At 69.1% G+C, this 20,832-nt stretch carries 28 protein-coding genes and 1 tRNA gene; 17 read left to right on the top strand and 12 right to left on the bottom strand.

Annotated features, from left to right (window positions below; all coding sequences use genetic code 11):
* Positions 1–7 precede the first annotated feature (7 nt).
* Complete coding sequence (locus H4W81_RS36800) at positions 8–514, bottom strand: VOC family protein (protein ID WP_192779007.1); 507 nt, start codon at positions 512–514, stop codon at positions 8–10.
* 39 nt (positions 515–553) lie between these two features.
* Between H4W81_RS36800 and H4W81_RS36795 the strand changes: the two genes are divergently transcribed.
* From H4W81_RS36795 to H4W81_RS36780, 4 genes are all read left to right on the top strand, one after another.
* Positions 554–1,003 carry a MarR family winged helix-turn-helix transcriptional regulator gene (locus H4W81_RS36795; protein ID WP_192779006.1) on the top strand — a complete coding sequence of 150 codons (450 nt, stop codon included), beginning with the start codon at positions 554–556 and terminating at the stop codon, positions 1,001–1,003.
* Between the two features lie 59 nt (positions 1,004–1,062).
* Positions 1,063–1,248, top strand: coding sequence for a hypothetical protein (locus H4W81_RS36790; protein WP_192779005.1), 186 nt, complete (start codon positions 1,063–1,065; stop codon positions 1,246–1,248).
* A 65-nt stretch (positions 1,249–1,313) separates the two neighbouring features.
* Complete coding sequence (xylA, locus tag H4W81_RS36785) at positions 1,314–2,459, top strand: xylose isomerase (protein WP_192779004.1); 1,146 nt, start codon at positions 1,314–1,316, stop codon at positions 2,457–2,459.
* Positions 2,456–4,015 (top strand): xylulokinase, encoded by a 1,560-nt coding sequence (locus H4W81_RS36780; protein ID WP_192779003.1) that lies wholly within the window; start codon positions 2,456–2,458, stop codon positions 4,013–4,015. The genes xylA and H4W81_RS36780 overlap by 4 nt, the downstream gene beginning before the upstream one ends.
* On the opposite strand, the gene H4W81_RS36775 is transcribed toward H4W81_RS36780, so the two are convergent.
* Positions 4,012–4,998, bottom strand: a complete 987-nt coding sequence (locus tag H4W81_RS36775; protein WP_192779002.1) for an aldo/keto reductase — start codon at positions 4,996–4,998, stop codon at positions 4,012–4,014. The genes H4W81_RS36780 and H4W81_RS36775 overlap by 4 nt on opposite strands.
* A 264-nt stretch (positions 4,999–5,262) precedes the next feature.
* Here H4W81_RS36775 and H4W81_RS36770 point away from each other — a divergent pair, with 264 nt between their 5' ends.
* Complete coding sequence (locus H4W81_RS36770) at positions 5,263–5,694, top strand: GNAT family N-acetyltransferase (protein WP_192779001.1); 432 nt, start codon at positions 5,263–5,265, stop codon at positions 5,692–5,694.
* Here the strand turns inward: H4W81_RS36770 and H4W81_RS36765 are convergent.
* Positions 5,667–6,107, bottom strand: a complete 441-nt coding sequence (locus H4W81_RS36765) for a GNAT family N-acetyltransferase (RefSeq protein WP_192779000.1) — start codon at positions 6,105–6,107, stop codon at positions 5,667–5,669. The genes H4W81_RS36770 and H4W81_RS36765 overlap by 28 nt on opposite strands.
* A gap of 41 nt (positions 6,108–6,148) precedes the next feature.
* Positions 6,149–7,189 carry an AfsR/SARP family transcriptional regulator gene (locus H4W81_RS36760; protein WP_192778999.1) on the bottom strand — a complete coding sequence of 347 codons (1,041 nt, stop codon included), beginning with the start codon at positions 7,187–7,189 and terminating at the stop codon, positions 6,149–6,151.
* Positions 7,190–7,347: 158 nt separating this feature from the next.
* Between H4W81_RS36760 and H4W81_RS36755 the strand changes: the two genes are divergently transcribed.
* From H4W81_RS36755 to H4W81_RS36740, 4 genes are all read left to right on the top strand, one after another.
* The gene (locus tag H4W81_RS36755; protein WP_192778998.1) at positions 7,348–7,683 is read left to right on the top strand and encodes a PadR family transcriptional regulator; all 336 of its coding nucleotides are present in this window, start codon (positions 7,348–7,350) and stop codon (positions 7,681–7,683) included.
* Positions 7,680–8,663, top strand: coding sequence for a permease prefix domain 1-containing protein (locus tag H4W81_RS36750; RefSeq protein ID WP_192778997.1), 984 nt, complete (start codon positions 7,680–7,682; stop codon positions 8,661–8,663). The genes H4W81_RS36755 and H4W81_RS36750 overlap by 4 nt, the downstream gene beginning before the upstream one ends.
* A complete protein-coding gene (locus H4W81_RS36745; protein ID WP_192778996.1) occupies positions 8,660–9,628 on the top strand; it encodes an NAD(P)-dependent alcohol dehydrogenase in 969 nt (322 codons plus the stop codon). The genes H4W81_RS36750 and H4W81_RS36745 overlap by 4 nt, the downstream gene beginning before the upstream one ends.
* 102 nt (positions 9,629–9,730) lie before the next feature.
* On the top strand, positions 9,731–10,003 hold the full coding sequence (locus H4W81_RS36740) for an ion channel (RefSeq protein ID WP_318782241.1): 273 nt from the start codon (positions 9,731–9,733) through the stop codon (positions 10,001–10,003).
* A 26-nt stretch (positions 10,004–10,029) separates the two neighbouring features.
* On the opposite strand, the gene H4W81_RS36735 is transcribed toward H4W81_RS36740, so the two are convergent.
* The 3 genes from H4W81_RS36735 to H4W81_RS36725 form a co-directional block, all read right to left on the bottom strand.
* Positions 10,030–10,653 (bottom strand): hypothetical protein, encoded by a 624-nt coding sequence (locus tag H4W81_RS36735; protein WP_192778995.1) that lies wholly within the window; start codon positions 10,651–10,653, stop codon positions 10,030–10,032.
* Positions 10,654–10,920: 267 nt separating this feature from the next.
* Positions 10,921–11,268 (bottom strand): DoxX family protein, encoded by a 348-nt coding sequence (locus H4W81_RS36730; protein WP_192778994.1) that lies wholly within the window; start codon positions 11,266–11,268, stop codon positions 10,921–10,923.
* A gap of 281 nt (positions 11,269–11,549) precedes the next feature.
* Complete coding sequence (locus tag H4W81_RS36725) at positions 11,550–11,855, bottom strand: hypothetical protein (RefSeq protein ID WP_192778993.1); 306 nt, start codon at positions 11,853–11,855, stop codon at positions 11,550–11,552.
* Between the two features lie 409 nt (positions 11,856–12,264).
* On the opposite strand from H4W81_RS36725, the gene H4W81_RS36715 reads away from it, so the two are divergent.
* Positions 12,265–12,858, top strand: coding sequence for a hypothetical protein (locus H4W81_RS36715; protein WP_192778991.1), 594 nt, complete (start codon positions 12,265–12,267; stop codon positions 12,856–12,858).
* A 131-nt stretch (positions 12,859–12,989) separates the two neighbouring features.
* Positions 12,990–13,607: a maleylpyruvate isomerase N-terminal domain-containing protein gene (locus H4W81_RS36710; RefSeq protein WP_192778990.1), complete on the top strand. Its 618-nt coding sequence runs from the start codon at positions 12,990–12,992 to the stop codon at positions 13,605–13,607.
* 465 nt (positions 13,608–14,072) lie between these two features.
* On the opposite strand, the gene H4W81_RS36705 is transcribed toward H4W81_RS36710, so the two are convergent.
* Both H4W81_RS36705 and H4W81_RS36700 read right to left on the bottom strand, forming a co-directional pair.
* Positions 14,073–14,161: transfer RNA gene (locus H4W81_RS36705), tRNA-Ser, on the bottom strand.
* Between the two features lie 161 nt (positions 14,162–14,322).
* A complete protein-coding gene (locus tag H4W81_RS36700; RefSeq protein WP_192778989.1) occupies positions 14,323–14,886 on the bottom strand; it encodes a YceI family protein in 564 nt (187 codons plus the stop codon).
* Positions 14,887–14,985: 99 nt separating this feature from the next.
* On the opposite strand from H4W81_RS36700, the gene H4W81_RS36695 reads away from it, so the two are divergent.
* Positions 14,986–15,480, top strand: coding sequence for a MarR family winged helix-turn-helix transcriptional regulator (locus H4W81_RS36695; RefSeq protein WP_318782239.1), 495 nt, complete (start codon positions 14,986–14,988; stop codon positions 15,478–15,480).
* Here the strand turns inward: H4W81_RS36695 and H4W81_RS36690 are convergent.
* Positions 15,437–15,943 carry a SigE family RNA polymerase sigma factor gene (locus H4W81_RS36690; RefSeq protein ID WP_192778988.1) on the bottom strand — a complete coding sequence of 169 codons (507 nt, stop codon included), beginning with the start codon at positions 15,941–15,943 and terminating at the stop codon, positions 15,437–15,439. The genes H4W81_RS36695 and H4W81_RS36690 overlap by 44 nt on opposite strands.
* A gap of 179 nt (positions 15,944–16,122) precedes the next feature.
* Between H4W81_RS36690 and H4W81_RS36685 the strand changes: the two genes are divergently transcribed.
* Both H4W81_RS36685 and H4W81_RS36680 read left to right on the top strand, forming a co-directional pair.
* Complete coding sequence (locus tag H4W81_RS36685; protein ID WP_192778987.1) at positions 16,123–17,058, top strand: hypothetical protein; 936 nt, start codon at positions 16,123–16,125, stop codon at positions 17,056–17,058.
* Between the two features lie 11 nt (positions 17,059–17,069).
* On the top strand, positions 17,070–17,840 hold the full coding sequence (locus H4W81_RS36680) for a MauE/DoxX family redox-associated membrane protein (RefSeq protein ID WP_192778986.1): 771 nt from the start codon (positions 17,070–17,072) through the stop codon (positions 17,838–17,840).
* 78 nt (positions 17,841–17,918) lie between these two features.
* Here H4W81_RS36680 and H4W81_RS36675 read toward each other — a convergent pair whose 3' ends face one another.
* A complete protein-coding gene (locus tag H4W81_RS36675; RefSeq protein WP_192778985.1) occupies positions 17,919–19,100 on the bottom strand; it encodes an AAA family ATPase in 1,182 nt (393 codons plus the stop codon).
* A 195-nt stretch (positions 19,101–19,295) separates the two neighbouring features.
* On the opposite strand from H4W81_RS36675, the gene H4W81_RS36670 reads away from it, so the two are divergent.
* From H4W81_RS36670 to H4W81_RS36660, 3 genes are read left to right on the top strand one after another with little or no spacing between them, the layout of a single operon-like run.
* Positions 19,296–19,544: a sigma factor gene (locus tag H4W81_RS36670; protein WP_192778984.1), complete on the top strand. Its 249-nt coding sequence runs from the start codon at positions 19,296–19,298 to the stop codon at positions 19,542–19,544.
* Positions 19,541–20,065: a hypothetical protein gene (locus tag H4W81_RS36665; protein WP_192778983.1), complete on the top strand. Its 525-nt coding sequence runs from the start codon at positions 19,541–19,543 to the stop codon at positions 20,063–20,065. Before H4W81_RS36670 ends, H4W81_RS36665 begins: the two co-directional genes overlap by 4 nt.
* Positions 20,066–20,075: 10 nt before the next feature.
* Positions 20,076–20,537 (top strand): MaoC family dehydratase, encoded by a 462-nt coding sequence (locus tag H4W81_RS36660; RefSeq protein ID WP_192778982.1) that lies wholly within the window; start codon positions 20,076–20,078, stop codon positions 20,535–20,537.
* Here H4W81_RS36660 and H4W81_RS48000 read toward each other — a convergent pair.
* Positions 20,516–20,656 carry a hypothetical protein gene (locus H4W81_RS48000; protein ID WP_225958970.1) on the bottom strand — a complete coding sequence of 47 codons (141 nt, stop codon included), beginning with the start codon at positions 20,654–20,656 and terminating at the stop codon, positions 20,516–20,518. The genes H4W81_RS36660 and H4W81_RS48000 overlap by 22 nt on opposite strands.
* Between the last annotated feature and the right edge of the window lie 176 nt (positions 20,657–20,832).

The following is a 20,832-nucleotide window of genomic DNA, read 5'->3' as shown; positions in this document are numbered from 1 at the left end:
CACCAGGTTACGCGAAGGAGACGCCCACGCCCCCGCGCGTCGTGGCCCCATAACGCTCGATTTCCGCGGCCAGGTCCAAGGGCCTGATGGAGGCGCGTGCCTCCAGCACCTCCTCGCTGATCAGCGCGGCCGGAACCAGCCACGAGACCTCGAACTCCAGCCCGTCGGGGTCCTTGGCGTAGAGGGCCTTGGTCGTGGAGTGGTCGGAGGCGCCCACGAGCGCGCCGAGCTCGCCCAGCTTGGCCGCGACGCGCCGCAGCTCCTCCAGCGTGTCGACCTCCCAGGCCAGGTGGTACAGGCCCACGGTGGTGCGCCCTGCGGGCGAGGGCCCGGCCTGCTCGCCGACCTCGAACAGCCCGAGATCGTGGTCGTTGGCCGACCCCTCGGCCTGCAGGAAGGCGGCTCCCCGCATGCTCATGACCACCTCGAAGCCCAGGGCCTCGCGGTAGAAGGCGACGCTGCGCTCGACGTCGCGCACGTAGAGGACGGCGTGGTTCAGACGTTGTACCGGCATGCCACCAATGTATATGAGAGTTCAACTAAACTGGAGCGCATGACGCGATGGCTGGACGACGACGAGCAACGCACCTGGCGCAACTACCTGGCTGTGACGCAGCTCGTCCAGGAGGCGCTCGACCGGCAGCTCCAGCGCGAGGCGGGTATGCCGCACACCTATTACATGATCTTGGTGGCGCTCTCCGAGGCGCCCGGCCGCTCGATGCGGATGCACGAGCTGGCGCGCAGGGCCCAGGCCTCCCAGTCCCGCCTCTCCCACGCGGTCGCCCGCCTGGAGGAGCGCGGGTGGGTGTGCCGCAACCCGTGCGCGGCCGACAAGCGCGGCAACATCGCCGAGCTGACCGACGCGGGGTTCGCCGCCCTCGCCGCCGCCGCGCCCGGTCACGTCGAGGAGGTACGGCGCAGCCTGTTCGACGCCCTCACCCCCGAGCAGGTGACCCAGCTCGACGAGATCTGCGCGGCGGTGCGGAACACGCTTGAGTCGTAGCGCGAATCTGTCGGCGGCAGGCCGTACCGTACCCCGGGGAATCGAGACGAGGGACGGGCATGCACGACGACACACAGCTCTTCAGGGCGGTTCACATCATCGCGAGCAGGTTCGCGGGGCAGCCGGTGCCGGTGGTAATGGAGGCGCTGACCAGGCATCTGCCGCAGGCGCCCGGCATCTCGGCGCTGGAGATCCGCCGGATCGCCGAGGAGATCAGCGTCGGCCGCGACCCCTCGGGGCTGTGAACGCTTGACCTCAGGGTGGTCTCGTCACACGATTAGGCTGTAGTCCAAACTAATTGGGAGACGCCATGTACGAGCCCACCCCTGACGACCGCTTCACCTTCGGCCTGTGGACGGTCGGCTGGCAGGCGCGCGACCCGTTCGGCGACGCGTCCAGGGCGCCGCTCGACCCGGCGGAGAGCGTGCACCGGCTGGCCGAGCTGGGCGCCTACGGCGTCACCTTCCACGACGACGACCTGCTGGCCACCGAGCCCGACCGCGACACCGCGATCGCCGCCTTCAAGAAGGCGCTCGGCGAGACCGGCATGAAGGTGCCAATGGCGACCACGAACCTGTTCACCCACCCGGTGTTCAAGGACGGCGCCTTCACCAGCAACGACCGCGACGTGCGCCGCCACGCCATCCGCAAGGTGATCCGCAATCTCGACCTGGCCGCCGAGCTCGGCGCGACGACCTACGTGTGCTGGGGAGGGCGCGAGGGCGCGGAGTCCGACGCGGCCAAGGACATCAGGTCGGCGCTGGCCCGCTACAAGGAGGCCATGGACATCCTGGCCTCGTACGTCATCGACAAGGGCTACGGCATCAGGTTCGCGATCGAGCCCAAGCCGAACGAGCCGCGCGGCGACATCCTGCTGCCGACCATCGGGCACGCGCTGGCGTTCATCAACTCCCTCGAGCACCCCGAGATGGTGGGGCTCAACCCCGAGGTCGGGCACGAGCAGATGGCCGGGCTCAACTTCGTCCACGGCGTCGCCCAGGCGCTGTGGCACGGCAAGCTCTTCCACATCGACCTCAACGGCCAGCACGGCCCCAAGTACGACCAGGACCTGATCTTCGGCCACGGCGACGTGAAGAGCGCCTTCTTCCTGGTCGACCTCCTGGAGCACGGCGGCTACGACGGCCCCAGGCACTTCGACTACAAGCCGCTGCGCACCGAAGACGCCGACGACGTCTGGCACTCCGCCGCCGCCAACATGCGCACCTACCTGATCCTGCGCGACAAGGCCAGGGCCTTCCGGGCCGACCCCGAGGTCCAGGAGGCGCTGGCCGCCTCCCGCGTGGACGAGCTGGCCCAGCCCACCATGGCGCCCGGCGAGACCCTGGCCGACCTGGCCGCCGACGTCTTCGACCCCGAGGCCGCCGCCCTGCGCGGATTCCACTTCACCCGCCTCAACCAGCTCGCCCTCGAGCACCTGCTGGGCGTGCGGGGGTGACGCTCGTCGCGGGGGTCGACTCCTCCACCCAGAGCTGCAAGGTCGTCATCAGATCCGCCGAAACCGGCGCCCTGGTACGGCAGGGCCGCGCCGACCACCCCGGCGGCACCTCGGTGGATCCCGCGCACTGGTGGAACGCCCTGCTGGCGGCGATCGACGCGGCGGGCGGCCTCGACGACGTGGCCGCCCTCAGCGTCGCGGGCCAGCAGCACGGCATGGTCTGCCTCGACGTCGACGGGCGGGTGGTGCGCGACGCGCTGCTCTGGAACGACACCCGCTCCGCCGAGGCGGCCGCGGAGCTGGTGTCGGCGCTGGGGGCGCGCGCCTGGGCCGAGGCGGTGGGCAGCGTGCCCGTGGCATCGTTCACGATCAGCAAGCTGCGGTGGCTGGCGACGCACGAGCCGCTGAACGCCGCCCGCACGGCGGCGGTGTGCCTGCCCCACGACTGGCTCACCTGGCGGCTGGCGGGGTCACCGGGGCTCGACCGGCTGACCACGGACAGGGGCGACGCCTCGGGCACCGGCTACTGGTCACCGATCACCGGCGCCTACCGCGAGGATCTGCTCAAACTGGCCTTCGGCACGATTCCCCTGCTGCCCAGAGTCCTCGGCCCGACCGACCAGGCGGGCATCACCCCCGGCCCTTCCCCGACCGACTCCGCACCTCCATCCGGCTCGCCCGCCACCGGCACCCCCGGAGGCTCCCCCACCGGCACCCCCGCCACCGGCTCTCCCGTCGGCCCACCCGGGACCGGTTCGGGTGGCGGCGTCGGGCCTGCCGTCATTCCCGCGGGGATTCGGCTGGCTCCCGGTACCGGGGACAACATGGCCGCCGCGCTCGGCGTGGGCGCGCGACCCGGTGACGTGGTGGTCTCGGTCGGGACCTCCGGCACCGCCTTCGCGGTCGCCGACGCGCCGAGCCGCGACGCCGGGGGCGCGGTGGCGGGGTTCGCCGACGCCACGGGGCGCTTCCTGCCGCTGGTCTGCACGCTCAACGCGGCCAGGGTCCTCGACGCGGCCGCCGCCATGCTCGGCGTCCCGCTCGACCGGCTGGGCGAACTCGCCCTGCAGGCTCCGCCCGGCGCCGACGGGCTGACGCTGGTGCCGTACCTGGAGGGTGAGCGGACCCCCAACCTGCCCCACGCCACGGGCGCGATCCACGGCCTCCGCCTGTCCACCTCCACCCCGGCGCACCTGGCCAGGGCGGCGGTGGAGGGCATGCTCTGCGGCCTCGCCGACGCCCTCGAGGCGCTCGGGCTGACGCCCGACCGGGTGCTGCTGATCGGCGGCGGCGCCAGATCCGAGGCCGTACGGCGGATCGCCCCCACCGTCTTCGGACGGCCCGTCGTGGTGCCCCCTCCCGGCGAGTACGTCGCGGACGGGGCCGCCCGCCAGGCCGCCTGGCTGCTGAGCGGAGGACCAGAGCCGCCCGAATGGCCGACCGACTCCCCCGAGGTCCACGAGGCCGAACAGACGCCCGGCCTTCGCGACCGCTACGCCGAGTCCCGCGCCCTGGTCCTCGGAAGCGCCCGGTCTCGGCCGGTCGAAGGCGGCTAGTTCACGGCGTCGAGTCTGGCCCGCTGGTCCTTCGTCAGCTCCAGATCCACCGCGGCCAGGTTCTCCTCCAGCTGCGCCACCGAGGAGGCCCCCGCCAGTGGGATCACCGGCAGCTGCCCGCCGATCTGCCAGGCCAGCACCACCTGGTTCACGCTCGCGCCGGTCTCCTTGGCGACCTCGCGCAGCACCGCCAGCCGGGCGGGCGTCCCCGGGTGGTCGTAGTCGCGCGGCAGCGGCTTGTCCTCGCGCGCGTAGGCGCCGCCGAGCAGCGGTGAGTAGGCGACGAGGATCAGGCCAGGCTCGGCCCGCAGGTAGCTCAGCAGCTCGGCCCCCGCGTGTCCGAGGCTGCCGTCCTCGAAGATCGACTCGGGCACGTCGAAGCGCGGGCGCAGGTGGCTGTGCTGGTACTGCAGCACCTCGTAGCCCGGCAGCCCGGCCGCCGCCGCGAGGGCGCGGGCCCGCTCCACCCGCCAGATCGCGTGGTTGCTCACCCCGAGCAGCCCGACCGTGCCCTCCGCCACCAGTTCGGCGAAGCCCTCCACGGTTTCCCCCAGCGGGACGGTCCTGTCCTCGATGTGCGCGTACAGCAGGTCGATCCGGTCCACGCCGAGCCGTTCCCTGCTGCGCTCGACCGACTCCCTGATCGCCTTCGCCGACAGGCCCTCGGCGTTCTCGACGTAGCCGGTGCCGGGCGCGAGCGGCCGGGCGCCGAGCTTGGTGGCGATGACGATCTCGTCGCCGACACCACGGCTGCGCCGCCACCGGCCGAGCAGCTCCTCGCTCTGGCCGCCCTGGCTGCCGTCGATCCAGAAGGCGTAGTTGTTGGAGGTGTCGATGAACGTCCCTCCGGCCTCGACATAGCGGTCGAGAATGGCGAAGGAGGTCTTCTCGTCGGTCACCGAACCGAAGAGCATGGCGCCGAGAGCGAGCACGCTCACCTCGCGGCGGGTCTTCGGGTCGGTGCCGATGGTGCGGTACTTCATGGTTCACTCCCGTTCGGCCCGTCGTCTCTCGGGCCCCGGACGGGAGTCTGGGACGTGGAGCGCACTCCAGGTCAAGCGCGCTCGGTCGACGACGACGCAGGACCAGGCACGCCACGTGCTCACCCGCCGGCCCGCCGGGCCATCTACGTCGCCGCGCCGATCGGACGACGGCTCAGCCGGGGAACGCCCCTCGGGGCGCGCGCATCGGCGGCCGCCTCGCAGAGAAGGCGCAGAAGGTCTCGCCGAGGGCCGCAGAATGTGGAGATGACTCAATACACCGACGACATGAACTCCATCAGCGAGGAGCAGCTGCGAGGCGGGTTCTTCGCCGGCTGGCCCGCGGCTCCCTCACCGGAGCAGCATCTCGCGGTCCTCCGGGGGAGCTACCGAGCGATCGTCGCCGTGGACGAGGGGAACGGCCAGGTCGTCGGTTTCGTCAACATGATCAGCGACGGCGTGCTGACCGCGTTCGTCCCGTGGCTGGAGGTGCTACCGGCCCACCAGTCCAAGGGAATCGGCGCCGAGCTGATGCGGAGAATCCTGGACGGCCGCGAGCGGTTCTACTCCGTCGACCTCATGTGCGACGAGCCGCTCCAGCCGTACTACAAACGCATGGGCATGTCCCCCCTGACCGGCATGGGGCTCCGGAACAGAGCGGCTCTGTCTGGTCACTCGGTCAGCGACTTGAACATGTGAACGTCCTCGTTCCCGCCGGGGATGCCCAGCGTCCGGCCGGTTTCGACGTAGCCGTGGCGCTGGTAGAAACCCGGCGCCTGGAAGGTGAAGGAGGAGACCACGATGCGATCGCAGCCGCGTCGGCGCGCCTCCTCCTCTGCCGCCCGAAGGATCTGGCTCCCCCACCCGTCCTTGCGGCAGTCTTCACGCACCCACAGCAGATCGATGCCGCACAGGCCGCCCCAGGTCCACGCGGCCAGCCCGCCGACGAGTTCGCCCTTCTCATCGGTGACCTTGACCGACAGCGTGCCCCTGTCGGCCGCTCCCGTGGCGGCGGAGTTGAAGGTGGTCAGTTCTTCGGTCAGCCGCCGGTTGAGCTCCGCGTCGCGGTCGCCGGTGGCCAGCGTGAAACCGGAACCTTGATCAGTCGTCATGTTGGCGGAGTATGCCAACCCATCCAGTGGGCGGCACGTGATTATCGCGCTCCCACCCAGCTCCGGCGACGCCATGGACGACGGCCACCGGGCACCATCGCCTCGCGATGAACGTGGAGGCGGAGCGCTCTCGCCGGTGGCAGCAGTTCCGAATCCGGGAGGTCGGCAAGGGCGACGACGGCGGCGGAGGCCATGAAGCCGGCTCCCACGAGAGCCATCGTGACCGGTCGCCCGAGGTGGCGCCACGCTCGGTTGCCCCCGGACTGGATTCCACCGGCGACAAGGGCGACGGAGCCGACACCCAAGGCGGCTAAGAGGAGCTCGTTCGGCATGGTGGGTGATCTTATGGCCTGCCGGCCTGCCGTCTGCAGATCCGCCACCAGGGCGCGCAGCCGCGGCGTCGGCTGGAGGCGGAGTTCGCTCTGGAGACGCTGTTCGTAGCGCTTGAAGTGATGCAGCGCCTCGGCCTGGTTGCCTTCCGCGAGGTGTGCCTGGATGAGCGCGGCGCAGGCGCTCTCACGCAGCGGATCAGCGTGGACGGCGACGGTGGCCGCGGCCACGGCGTCGGCGTGGCGGCCCGCCCTGACGAAGTCGGCCGCCAGTGCTTCCAGGGCGTGCAGGCGTTGCTGGTGCCATTCCTCCGCGGTGACCAGGACCCAGTCGTCGTACCAGCCGGGCAGCAGGCTCGACGACAGCACCGACACGGCCGCAGGGCTCAGGTCGTCGTCCCTGGTCGGCGCGTCACGGTCGAGGATTCGGTGCGCCAGGGACCGGGCGTGGTCGATGTCCACCTCGGTGTCGGGCGAGAGCCGGATCTCGGTCGCGCCGACGTCCAGCATCTGCCGTCCGGCCCCGTTGAGGCGGGCGAGCGCGGACCGGAGGCTCGCGGCGGCGCGCCGCTCCGGCGCGTTGGGCCAGAGGGTGCCGGCGATCAGGTTCCTCGGGACCCTCGGGCGGCACAGAGCAACGAAGGCCAGCAGGCGTTCCGCCCCGTTCGACAGGGTGACCTGGTCGTTCCCCGCCTGGAGCCGGAACCCGCCCAGAAGATCGACACGCAGAGGAGATCGGTAGCTGCTCTCCATAATCCTCCCGCCCCCGCACTATCCGGGAACAGCGTCACGCGGTGGGCAGCCCTTCCGTCCCTATTGTCCGTTATGCCCTGGTCGACTGTCGAGCAAGGGGCTTCATCACAATGATGTGTCACTTGCCATAGTGTGTGTCACACACTATCGTCACACCTGTGATCGACGATGACGCGCTCGCCACGCACCGCCAGGAACTCCGGCGCGGCACCATCGTGCTGGCCTGCCTGCTGATCCTGGAGCGGCCGAACTACGGGTACGCGCTGCTGGAGGCGTTGGAGAGCAGCGGTTTCGCGGTCGACGCCAACACCCTGTACCCGCTCCTGCGCCGCCTCGAGAAGCAGGGGCTGCTGACGAGCGAGTGGAACACGGAGGAATCACGGCCGCGCAAGTTCTACCTCACGAGCCCCGACGGCGCCGCCCTCGCCGAGACCCTCACCCGCGACTGGAACGACCTGCACGCCGCCTTCCTCACCCTGAAGGACCAGCCATGACGGGCACCCTCACCGACCGTTACGTCGCGGCGGCGCTGCGCGGCATCTCCAGGGAACAGCGCCCCGACATCGAACGCGAGCTGCGCGCGTCGATCGCCGACGCGATCGACGACCGGCGCCAGGCGGGGGCCGACGCCGGCATCGCCGAGATGCAGGTGCTCACCGAACTCGGCGATCCCGTACGGCTCGCCGCCGGTTACACCGATCGGCCGCTCCACCTCATCGGCCCCGCGCTGTTCCTCGACTACGTCCGGCTGCTCAAGGTGCTCCTGTCGACCGTCGTGCCGGTGTTGTTCGTCGCCGTCGGCCTCGTGCGGTTCCTCGGTGGCGGCACGGCGTTCGAGGCGTTGCGGGACGCGATGGTCACCGTCCCGACGGCCGTCCTGCACATCGTGTTCTGGGTGACGCTGGTGTTCGCCGTCATCCAGCGGTCACCGTCCCTGCGTGAGAAGCCGTTCGGGAAGTGGGACCCCGCCGCCCTCCCCGACCTGCCCGGACGGCGTGTCGACTTCGCCGAGCTCATCGGCGGGGTGGTGGCCGTGACGCTCGGCGCGTGCCTGCTGCTCCTGTCACAGACGCTCAGCCCGGTGACGGACGCCGAAGGCGAGCCGATCGGCGTGATCGCCCCCGCACTCTGGGAGTCGGGAGCGCTCTACCTCGCCGTCCTCTTCGCCGTCGCGCGGATCGGCTTCGACCTGGTGGGCTACTACGTGGGCTGGGGCGTTCCGCAGGCCGTCGCGAACGCCGTGCTCAGCCTCCTCTTCATGGTGCCGGCCGTCTGGGTCACCGCCGCCGGCCTGCTCCTGAACGACGCGTTCTTCGCGGCGGTGGGCTGGCCGGAGGGCGCGGCGGCGCCCGGCGTGATCACCACGATCGTCGTGATCGGCGTCATTCTGATCGGCCTCCAGGACGCCGGCAAGGGCTTCGTCCGAGCGCTCCGCCACCGACCCCGCCCGACCACGAACAAGGGAACACGATGAAGGCGATCGTCCAGCACAGGTACGGCTCACCCGATGTCCTGGAGTTCACGGACGTCGACCTCCCGGCGGTCAAGGACGACGAGGTGCTGGTCCGCGTCCGCGCGGCCGCCGTCAACCACGCCGACTGGGTCATGACGCGAGGCATGCCGTACGCCGCCCGCCTGGCGTTCGGGCTGCGCCGGCCGACGACCACGGTACGGGGCAGGGACGTCGCCGGGCAGGTCGAGGCCGTGGGCGCGAAGGTGACCCGGTTCCGTCCCGGCGACGAGGTGTACGCCGAGACCGACGCGGGGAGCTTCGCCGAGTACACCCGCGTCCCCGAAGGCCTGTTGGCGCTGAAGCCGGCCAACCTGACGTTCGAGCAGGCGGCCGCGGTGCCCGTGGCGGCGATCGCCGCCCTCCAGGCTCTTCGCGATCGAGGAAAGGTGCGGCCGGGGCAGCGGGTCCTGATCAACGGCGCGTCCGGAGGCGTGGGCACGTTCGCCGTGCAGCTCGCCAAGGCGTTGGGCGCCGAGGTGACCGGCGTGTGCAGCACGAGGAACCTGGACCTGGTCCGGTCGATCGGCGCCGACCACGTCGTCGACTACTCGCGCGAGGACTTCACCACGGGCGGCCGGCGTTACGACCTCATCGTGGATCTGGCCGGGAACCGTCCGTTGTCAGCCTGCAGGCGCGCGCTCACGCCCACCGGAACCCTCGTGCTCTCGTCCGGGGGCGGCGGTCGCTGGTTCGGTCCGCTGCGCCGGATCGTGAGCGCGCTCGCGGTGTCACCATTCGTCCGCCAGAGCCTGCGCCCGCACACGGCGACCCGCAGCAAGGACGACCTGGCCGTCCTGACGGAGCTCATCGAAGCCGGGAAGGTCACCCCGGCCATCGACAGGACCTACCCGCTGAGCGAGGCCGCCGAGGCCCTCCGTTACTTCGTGGAAGAGCACGCGCGAGCGAAGATCGTCATCACCGTGTGACCGCTCATCGGGTACGGCCGGCGCGAGGTGTCGCCTGCCGTACGCCACACCCTTGCCGTGGCCCGCCGGGACAGACAGGCGCGACTGGGGACGTTCTACGCGGTGACGGCCTTCTTCGCGTTGAGCTACTTCGCGGTGGCCGGAATGGACGGACGGCAGTTCGCGAACCTGCACACGCGGACGGATGCCCTGTACTTCACCGTGGCGACGATGGCCACGGTGGGGTACGGCGATGTGTATGCGGCGGGGCAGGTGGCTCGCGCGCTGGTCACCGTACAGATGGGCTTCGACCTGGTGATCATCGCAGCCCTGGTCGGCGCCTATCGCCAGAGCTTCACCCGTCGAAGCGGTCATGCGGACGGCTGGTCCTCTTAAGGACGCTCGCCTTTAGGACGCTCGCCTTAAGGACGCTCGCCGCCGAACTCCGTCATGCGCGCACGCACACGCTCGAACACCTTTTGATCACCACTGTCACTGGACGGAAGCCGCCACGCGGTGATCGTCCCGTCCGCGTTGATGTAGATCAGACGGCCACCCTTCGCGGGAACGTCGAACGTCTCCAGGACCGCTTCGGGATGGCCGGGTTCCATCGGCGATCCGAACTCGTTGACCGTACCCGTCCAGGAGGTGTTGGACGCGTTGCCTTCGGACGGGTCGAGAGTGACTTCCTCGCCCCGCCAGTAGAAGCCGTTTCCGCTGATGGGGGGTGCGACGCGGTCGATCCCGCCGGTGGCCTCGCCACGAATCGCGATGACGACGTACCAGCCGTTGGCGGGCGCGGTGCTCTCCTTGGCGTCCTTGGTGTACATGATCGCGTACGGGGTCATGGTGAGCTTGGTGCCGTTCTCCCCGATGACGCTGCCCGTCTGACCGAATTCGAGGTCAGGCCGGACAGCGGGGACGGTTTGGTCGGCAGGCGGGTTCTGGGCCGGCGGAGGAGCGGCCGGATCGGGCTTGGTACCGCAGGCCGTCCCGGCGGCGAGGACGATCAGCAGAGCTGCGGCGGTCCGCGTGACGAGGCTCATGGGGGATACCTCCTGTCAAGGGCTGCGCTCTCCTCGTTCCCCTGGACCGCGAAGCATTCCTTGGAGCACCACCTCATCGGGAGCGTCCGCCGGCGCAGAGGTTCGCGGGTACGAGCCGCTCATGCTCCCGAGTGACGCCCGTCCGCGGCGGGCGATCTGAAAGGCGGCCATCACATGGTGGCCATGGAGCCCTCCAGGTGTGGGCCGGACAGCGTGATGGCCGGGCTCCCGTTGGTGGGATGCCCGGCCATGGAGGTGGTGGGGCGTTCAGGCGGTGAACCCCAGCACCAGCGAGCCGACCACCGGCGCCATGTACACCAGCGGGAACGGGATGTGCGAGAACCAGCGCGCCCTGGCCACGGTGACGACGGCCCCGCTGAAGTACAGCACCAGGCCGATCCCCGCCGCGACACCGACGGCCGGCACGGCCAGGCCGACCAGCAGGCCGACGGCACCCGCTGCCTTGGCGGCACCGAGCCAGGGCCATAGCGCGCGGGGGACGCTGTAGTCGGCCAGGGGCTGCACGACCCACTTGGCGTGGAAGAAGATCGAGCCGGCCGAGAAGCCCGCCATGGCTGCGGCCAGAATGGTGACGACGATGTAGGCGGTGGACATCAGACATGCTCCTCAGCGGGGGTGCCGGTGCGGGTCGCTCCGGCCGGTGTTGTGAGTGCTTCACTGTGTAGACCCGCCGTGGCGCGTGAGTGTGACAGGGCAGCGAAAATTTCTTCAGCGACCATCCACCTTGGGATCAACACGGGCCTGCGCGAGCACGCGACGCCCGCCCCCCGAATGGCGGTTGCTCACCTGTCGAGCCCTCTGGGAATAACCGCAACCTGACACCAGAAGCCCCCGCCTCCATACGGAGGGGCGGCTACATGGACGACGCCCGGCAGTCACTCCTGTGATGCGTGGGCGCCTCGGCCGATGAGGCCGGAAGCCTCCTCCTGGCCGAAGGCGATCACGATGTACCTGCCGTTGGCGTAGCTGACCACAGGCCGCTGGAGCATCTCGCCCACCCGGCGCGCGACCGCCTGGAACGGCTCCACCATCTCCTGCGTGTCGGCGCTCACCCTGAACCGTCCATTGGCGACAAGCTCCTGCGCGACGAGAGGCGCGAAGTTCGCCTCACCCCGGGCCATCTCCTCCGCGCTGAGAGGGGTGTGCCGGGGCGCGGGCTGTGTGCTGAGGGGATGGGTCATCGCTGGTCTCCCTGTGATCGCCAGCCTCCCAGCATGCCATCCGGTGCCGAGCGCCTGACCGTGAACACCCATCCCTCCTCGCGCAGCAACGCCAGCGCCTGACGGACGGTCTCGCGGGCGACCCCGTGGATCGCCACGGACGACTGCTGGGAGGCCCGACTCTGTCGACGACATCGTTACTCGAGTTGCCAAGCGTGCCGACCCGCCTGGCCGCACCGCGCACGGACCCCGCTCCGGGCTAGAGCTCAAGGATCATCGCCCGCTGGAACGACAACGTCGTGACAGGCGTCGGCCGCTGAATCCTCTCGGCAATCCCGTACACCTCACCACAGACTTGGGCGTCCTATCCCGTCCACACCTCCCTCCTCAGGAGTCACACATGCGTCTCCGTCTACACGCTCTCGTCGGCATGGCCGCCCTTATTGGAGCGTTCCTCGTCCAGGCGCCGGCCACCGCTCACTCGACCAGTTCCTCGGCGGGGACCTACCGCGGCGAGGGCGACAGCCTGGTTCGCATACCAGTCACGACGAAGCCGAGCATCGTGAAGATCACCCACCAGGGTGAAGGGCACTTCGCCGTCTGGACGCTCAAGCCGTCCGGAGACAAGCAGGATCTGGTAGCCAACACAGTTGGAGACCACAAAGGCACCTCGGCGTTCAACACCCGATCGGGCGGCAAGGTTCGCGCGCTGAGCGTCACCGCTGACGGCGTCTGGACTCTGCAGGTTCTTCCGATCACCAGCGCCCGCAGTTGGGCGGTCAACGCCAAGGGAGCCGGTGCCGACGTCATCAGGCTCGCCAAGCCCAGCACCGGCCTGCGCCGTCTGACGATCCGCCACAGCGGTGAGGGACACTTCGCAGTATGGGCGCTGAGCAACGACGGACGCCTCAAGCACCTGCTCGTCAACAAGGTCGGCGACTATCGGGGCAGCGTCGCCCTACCTCCCGGAAGCCGATACGCCACCATCACAGCCGATGGGGCATGGTCAATAACCCGCAAGTAGCCTGGTCCGGCCCGGTCGCTGAGGGGCGCAGAGCCAGCGGCCTGCGCTCCTCAAACGCGAGACGGCGCCGCCTCCCAGAGACGGGGCCGCTTTACCGGTTGTCGTCCATCCTTTCATGCAAAGATTCGCATATGGATTCGAATATCATTCTGCGCACGGCAAACGAATGCGGGAGTTACCTGCGTTCAGTGGCAGATCAGAAGTGGGCAGAGACTCAGATCCCAGGGATGGACTGGACCGTGGCGGGCGTCGTGGCCCACATCGGTGACTGCCTCCTCTGGTACGCCACGGACCTTGTCGCCGGCGACAGGGAACTCGGCACCCTGGAGATGGGCGTTCGCCCGGAATCCGAGCCGGAGGACCTGATCGCAACGGTGAACACCTTCGCCACAGTCCTCGCGCATGTTGTCAATGGAACATCGCCTGAGGCCCGGGGATGGCACCCGTACGGCAGAGCCGACGCTACCGGCTTTGCGGCCATGGCATGCGACGAGATGCTCGTGCATACCGCCGATGTGGGGACAGGCGTCAATCAACCCTTTCTTCCTTCCACGGAGATCGCGGCGGCCACACTGCGGCGCCTGTTTCCATGGGCGCCGACGGACACGGACCCCTGGCTGACGTTGCTGTGGGCCAACGGTCGTGCGGACCTGCCGGGCCAAGAGCGGCAGGTTGGGTGGAGATGGCACTGTGCTCCCTTGGCGGAGTGGGACGGAAGTAACCCCAGAAGCTCACTCGCTGCCTCTTGAAGGCTTGGGGAACCTGCCCTCACCTCCCCGCCGGATATCCCGTCGCCGCCGTCCCACCCGCCAGGGAAGCGCTTGTCCTGGAGCGATACTGCCGAGATGATCCGGATTCCAATCAGGGCGTGGTTCCAGGCGCACCGCCAAGAGTGGAAGCACCAGTGCGAAGACCCAGGGCCTGGCCCTCGCGGTCGGCGCGGTCGTCCTCCCTCATCCGCGTCTGGGCGGCACGACCGAGATGGAGGGAGCGCCGACGCCTCAGACCGCGTGTGGCCGCGTAGACGGCTTGGAACTCCTACAGCTACGGCTGCCACCCCACGTGGGAGCGCGTCCACACAACTTATGCGCGACGATGGCGAACGCCTGGCCCCCGCCCTGTGGGACTAGGCCGTTGCAACTAGGTCTGCAACTACGACGGCCCGGGACACAAGAAAGGCCCTCCCCGTCGAAACGGAGAGGGCCTCTTTACTGCGGAGGATCGGGGATTTGAACCCCGGATGGTGTTGCCACCAAACCGCATTAGCAGTGCGGCGCCATAGACCTGACTAGGCGAATCCTCCCGGCAGCCATCCGGCTCAGGACAGAGTACCGGCCTTCAGGCGGCGCGGCAAAGTGGTTCACTCCAGCGTCGTCACCAAGAGTTATCCACTGCCTGTGGGTAACGTCGTCAACCCTGTGGATGACAGCCCGCCCAGGTCTCAGCGGGCTGTGGACAGCGGGGTCAGGCGGCGGGGTTGGCCTCGCCCTCGATCTCGATCTTGACCTTCTTGCCCACCAGCACGCCACCGGTCTCCAGCGCGGCGTTCCAGGTCAGTCCGAACTCCTCGCGGTCGAACTCGGTGATGATGGAGAAGCCCCACACCTGCTGGCCCCACGGGTTGGTGCCAACGCCGCCGTACTCGACCGTGAGCTCGACCTCCTTGGTGGCGCCACGGATGGTGAGGTCACCGGCGACGGTGAACTCGTCGCCCTGGTGGCCGACGACGCGGGTGCTCCTGAAGGTGATCTCGGGGTGCGTCTCGGTGTCCAGGAAGTCGCCGCTGCGCAGGTGGTTGTCGCGGTCGCCGGCGTTGGTGCTGATGCTGGAGGCGTCGATCGTCAGCTCGGCGGACGACTCGAGCGGGTTCTCGGCGATCGTGACCGAGCCGGTGAACTTCTCGAAGCGGCCGCGGACCTTGCTCACCATCATGTGCTTGGCGACGAAGCCGACGACCGTGTGGTTCACGTCGATGGCGTAGGTGCCGGCGGCGGGGATGGTGAGGCCTTCCCAGGTACGAGTGCTCATGTCTTGCTCCCTCGACAGTGATGCTTGCGCTGCGGACGTTTGCTTCAACAGATTTCTACACGAGGAATATTCCTCACGTCAACTATCGTCGTCTACGATGTGAACGTGATCCCCTTTGACGACCCGCGGCTGACGGCCTTCGGCCTGCTCGCGGAGGTCCACGCCGGGTTGACGGCGAGGATGATGCCGGCTCTCACCACGGCCGGCCTGTCCGAAGTCGACTTCGGAACGCTGATCAGGCTGGCCCGCTCGCCGCAGCACAGCCTGCGGATGGGCGACCTCGCGGCGCAAACCGGCCTGTCCACGAGCGGCGTGACGCGGGTGGTCGACCGGTTGGAGCGCGAGGGGCTCGTGACGCGCCAGGCCTGTGCAACCGATCGCCGGGCCTCCTATGCGGCCCTGACCGACAAGGGCCTGGAAAAGGTGCAGGAGGTGCTGCCCCAGCACCTCAACGACATCGAGGAGTCCTTCACCGGGCTGCTCACCCCCAAGCAGCTCGAGTCGTTCCTGTCCACCCTGCGGATCATTAGAGACGTCGTGCACCCCTGCGCTACCGCGGGTGCGGTTGAGCCGGGACAGACAGTTCGCCCCTGAGCTTGGCCATCGCGCGCGAGACCGTGCTCTTGACGGTGCCGACGCTGATGCCGAGCGTCCTGGCGATCTCGGGTTCGGACATGTCCTCGTAGTAGCGCAACACGATCGCGGCGCGCATGCGGGCGGGCAGGCCGTTCAACGCCCGTTCGAGGGATTCCTCCCATTCGCCGGGCGCCTCGAGGGTCACCGGGATGTCCGGCAGCTCGTCGGCGGGGAACTCCTCCAGCTTCCGCTGGCGCCACTGCGAGATGTTGATGTTGACCATCGTCCGCCTGACGTAGCCGTCCAGGGCCGAACGATCCTTGATGCGGTCCCAGGCCAGGTAGGTCTTGGCGAGGGCGGTCTGCAGCAGGTCCTCGGCGTCGCACGGATGCCCGGTGAGCTGGTGTGCCGCGCGCAGGAGTGCAGGTCCGCGGGACCTCACGTACTCGCGGAACTCCTCGTCAGTCCTGGCAGTCTGCATCGTGGCCAGAATCGCAGCCGCAGCCTCGATTGCGGCTGAACCGGAATCCAGGATTCGTCCCGACAACAGCAAAGTGCTGTCAAGGTCTGCCACGCATCGGTTGTCAATGCGTTCCACCGAGGATGCGTATTTTGCTCTCCTCGGCGGGGAGGAGCCGGGAGCTATGTGACGCTAGGGGTGTGAACAGCACGGAACGCCGCCGAATCCTCGCGGCGGCGGCGCTCGGCCGCGCACCAGGGCATGCGGGACCAGATCTCGAGAACGGCGATCCGCTGCACGCGGTGACCGGGCAGATCGTCGACGTCAGCCCGCACCTGATCATCGTCGAGACCGAACAGGGAGCGGAAGAGCGGCTGGTCGTCGCGCCGTGGGCGACCGCCTGGCACGGCGGCGACGTCGCGCCTGGCGACCTCCCCATCGGCGCCTCCGTCATCATTAGGGCCCTGCGCGACGGCAAGGTCGTCGAGCGGGTCTGGGCGGACCTCACCCGCATGACCGGCGCCATCCTGTCCGTCGAAGGGCGCCGCGACCTCCACCTGGAGCTCGACTGCGGCCCGCATCGCGGGCGCCGCAGCGTGGTGATCCCTTACCGGACCACCGGACGCATCCGTGTCCGCCACCCCCAGCTCGAACCCGGCTTCCTCTTCGACGCGATCGGCGTCCGAGAGGACGGCGTGGCCCACGCTCTGTTGCCGGCCACGTCGCAGCCCGCCTATCCCGCGCGCGCCGTACCAACCCCTCCCCCCGTGTACGGCGGGCCACAGCAACGCATCTCAGGAACCGCCATCTGGTCCGACGCCTTCGACTGCGACGAACGCGGCGTGGCCTATCCCATGGTGGAGCGCTCCGACGCGGCCTGCCCCGACGCCGAGGTGTCGTGTGTCGGCCTGCCGTACCTGGCTATTGGTTCTTTATTGAAAGTCCGTAATGTCTGCGCCGAACGGGCGGCGAACCTTCCTGTCGTGGCGTGCGGCTGCATGGCCGGGCGCTTCTGCGACAGGTGCGTCGAATGTGGCACCTCGCCGAGAGGCCGCATCGTGGAGCTGTCGCCCTCATCGTTCGTGGAACTGGGCGGGGAACTGACCAAGGGGTGCTTCAATGCCCGGGTCGGATAGGGGTATCACGCATGCTCGAATCGCAGCTGCCGATCTTAATCGTGCTGCTGGTCCTGGGAACCTTCGCGAAGCTCGCCACCGTGCACTCGGAAGGGGAGCCTGGCGCCTTGACCAGGCTCGGCCCCGCCGTGCTCGTGCCCGGTCCGCTTCGCACACCCGCGATGATCAGCTGCGCCGTCGGCGAGCTGGTGCTCGCCACGGGGCTGCTGCTCACCACGCATCCGCTGTTCAGGTGGGGAACGGTCGTCTTCTTCGCACTCTCGACCTACGTGCTGCTGGAACTGCGCAGGCGACGGCCTGACGCCGGCTGCGGCTGCTTCGGCGAGGTCAGCTCGGCGCCCGTCGGACTGCGTTCGATCGGGCGTACGGTCGTGCTGACCGGCATGGCCCTGATGTCGGTATGGGCTCCCGCGCCCGGTCTGTCGTGGTGGACGCTGGCGGGCGTGGTGGTGCTCGCGGCGCTCTCGCCCGAGCTGGAGGAGGCCGTCGACCGGCTGCGCTACCGCGCTCCCTGCGAGCAGCGGCCCGCGGCCGAGAGCGTGGGCCTGGCCAGGCTCAAGGCGAGCGCGACCTGGCGCTCCTATGTGGACCAGCTGGCGGCGGCCGAGCCGTACGACAGCTGGCGGGAGATGTGCTGGCGCTTCTTCGTCTTCGAGAACCGGGACAAGGACGACGTGGTCTTCGCGGTCTACCTGACAGGACGGCATCCGGCGGTGCGCGTGGCGGTGGTCGGCAGGGATGACAGCGGGTCCATGCCGGAATATACGGCTGTATCGGCCTGACGCTAGATAGCGTTATACGACGGCATATTGGTCTCTCTAGCCGTGCCTAGCTTCCCCTCTAGACACGGCTAGAGAGAGTCAGATGGGCTGAGCCCGAAGGAACCTCCCGAAGTGCGGCACCGTGAACGCGATCAGACCGCGCTCGGCGGAGTAGATGAGCCCCTTCTTGATGAGGCTGTCGCGAGCGGGTGACAGGCTCGACGGCTTGCGGCCGAGAGAGTCCGCCACGTCGGAGGTCGCCACCGGCTCGTCGCCGATCGCGGCCATGGCGTGCATGTAGTCGCGCTCAGCGGGCGTGGCCCGCTCGTAGCGGCTGCCGAAGAAGCCCACCGCGAGCTCCTCCTCCGCCTCGGGCGCGGACACCTTGACGTCGTCGAGGGTGATCGGGGTGCGCGGCGCGTAGTCCCACGCGACCTTGCCGTAGGCCTGCACGAAGTAGGGGTAGCCGTCGGCGGCCTCGTAGAGCGCGTCGAGCGCCTCCTGGGTGAACTCCACGCCCTCCTCCCGCGCGGGGACGAGGAGCGCCATGTCGGCCGCGTCGCGGTCGAGCTTGTCGAGCCGCGCGTAGCGGAACAGGCGCTCGGAGTAGCTCTTGCTGGCCGACAGCACGCTCGGCAGGTGCGGTAGACCCGCGCCGACCACGATCAGCGGCCCGCCGGTCTGCGACAGCTCGTGACAGGCGGCGCAGAGCGCGGAGATGTCGGTCGCCTGCACGTCCTGCATCTCGTCGATGAAGAGCGCGACACCCACCCCGAGGTCGGTGGCCACGCTCGCCGCGTCGACGAACAGCTCGGTGAGGTCGATCTCGAGGTCGCCGGAGTCGGCCCGGCCGCGGCTCGCGGGCACGTCGATGCCGGGCGACCAGTGGGAGGTGCCCTTCGCCGCGGCTGGGTCGCGCATCGCGAAGGCCTTGAGCACGCCGAGGAACTCCTCGATGCGCTCGGGCCCGCGGTGCCGGGGGGCCAGCTCGCGGATCGCCATGTGCAGCGCCGCGGCGACGGGCCGGCGGATCGACTGGTCGGGCCTGGCCTCGATCTTGCCGGTGCCCCACAGCCGCTGCATCGCCATGGACTTGAAGGTGTTGAGGAGGACGGTCTTGCCGACGCCGCGCAGGCCGGTCACGACCATGCTGCGCTCGGGACGGCCACGGGCCACTCGCTCCAGGACGACCTCGAACTGCTGGAGCTCACGATCACGGCCGGCGAGCTCGGGCGGGCGCTGCCCGGCGCCGGGGGCATAGGGATTGCGCACAGGGTCCACGCTCTCGGACTTTATAGCGGGGTATAGCGGCCGTCTTAGAGTTGGGAAGAAACACCTACGGCGTGTCTGGACGAGCATGGCACCCCCTCTCACCTGGCCGAACCTCTGTTCGAGTGGCTACCCAGAACTGTAGCGCGCCATCGAACACGTGCGCGAGAGATTCGAGTAAAGATCTTTGCAACAGTCCGAGCCCCCATGCGTCCCCTGTTCGTGGAGTTCGAAGAGTTCGTCCGTGCCAGGGGTTCGGCGCTGTTGCGCTACGGCTACGTGCTGACCGGCAGCGCGCACGACGCCGCCGATCTGGTGCAGGAGATCCTGCTCAAGCTCGCCGACCGCTGGGACAAGGTCGACAGCCCCGAGGCGTACGCGCGCTGGCAGGGGGCGAGGCACGGCTGGTCGCCACCTTCACCGGCGAGCACCAGGGCATCGAGGCGATCGCGGTGAACGGCGAGCACATCTACTGGTCCGAGCGGGACGGCACGGTCTGGCGGCTGCCGAGCGCGGGCGGCACGCCCAAGATGATCGCCGCCGGCCTGCACCTGGTCGACTGGCCGTGGGCGAGCGACGTCGGCGAGCTGGAACACGAGAAGAACCAGACGAAGGTCGTCAACCTGGAGACCGGCGAGACCCGGCAGGTCGCGGCCGCGGCCGGGGCCGAGGGCCTGCGCTGCGGGCCCACCTGGTGTGTGGGGCAAGGCCTGGTCCAGCGCGTGGATGGGACGAGGGCGACCAGGGCATACGTCTCCACTCCCCTGTCGGGCTATCCGGTCCTCGACCGGTACGTCGGCTTGGTTAAGGAGGTCCTCGATCTGGAGACCGGCACGAAGCTGACCTTCCCCGAGAACCCGACAAGCTGGTCAGGCGTCGGCATCTCGTCCGCACCCAGCACGATCAGATACTGGGGAGCCACCAAGGGCGACGAGCCCGACGAGTTCCGAATGGTCAACCTGAGAGCGGCGCAATAGGGTTCCACCCATGCGGAGCTTTGCGAACGTCCAGGAGTTGAAGGCGGCGGTCGGCGAGACGGTCGGCCCGACCGAGTGGCGCACGGTCACTCAGGAGCAGGTCAACCTCTTCGCCGACGCCACCGACGACCACCAGTGGATCCACGTCGACCCCGAGCGGGCGAAGGAGACCCCGTTCGGCGGCACGATCGCCCACGGCTTCCTGACGCTGTCGCTGCTCCCGTCGTTCCTGACCGAGCTGATGAGCGTCGGCCAGATCCAGATGGCGGTCAACTTCGGCCTCAACAAGGTCCGCTTCCCGAAGCCGGTGCCGGTCGGCTCACGGGTGCGGGCCAGCGGCGAGCTGGTCGACGTCAAGAACAGCCCCGCCGGCCAGCTGGCCACCATCAAGGTCTCGGTCGAGGTGGAGGGCGAGCGACGGCCCGTGTGCGTCGCCGAGGCGCTGCTGCTCTACGTACCGGTCAGCGAGTAGACGATCGCCGCCAGCGCGGCGAGCGCGATCAGCCCCAGATAGGCCAGCATGAGCCGGGTGTCCCTGAGCACGCACTTGCTCCGGGACAGCCCGGCTCTGCGCGTTTTCCAGTACTTCACGAACCCCAAGCACGGCGAACCCGAGCACCGCCCACGGCCCGAGCAGCCAGGCGAGCAGCGCGACCGTGGCGTAGACGCACAACCTCAGCGGATCGGTCATCGCAGCTCAGGCCATGCCTGGACGGCGCAGAACGGCGCCCACTGGTCGCGCTCCTCACGGCGGGTGCCCACGTGCA

Source organism: Nonomuraea africana, assembly GCF_014873535.1.
Lineage (GTDB): Bacteria > Actinomycetota > Actinomycetes > Streptosporangiales > Streptosporangiaceae > Nonomuraea > Nonomuraea africana.
Note: the sequence above shows the minus strand (reverse complement) of the source record. Positions and strands in the feature narration are given on the sequence as shown.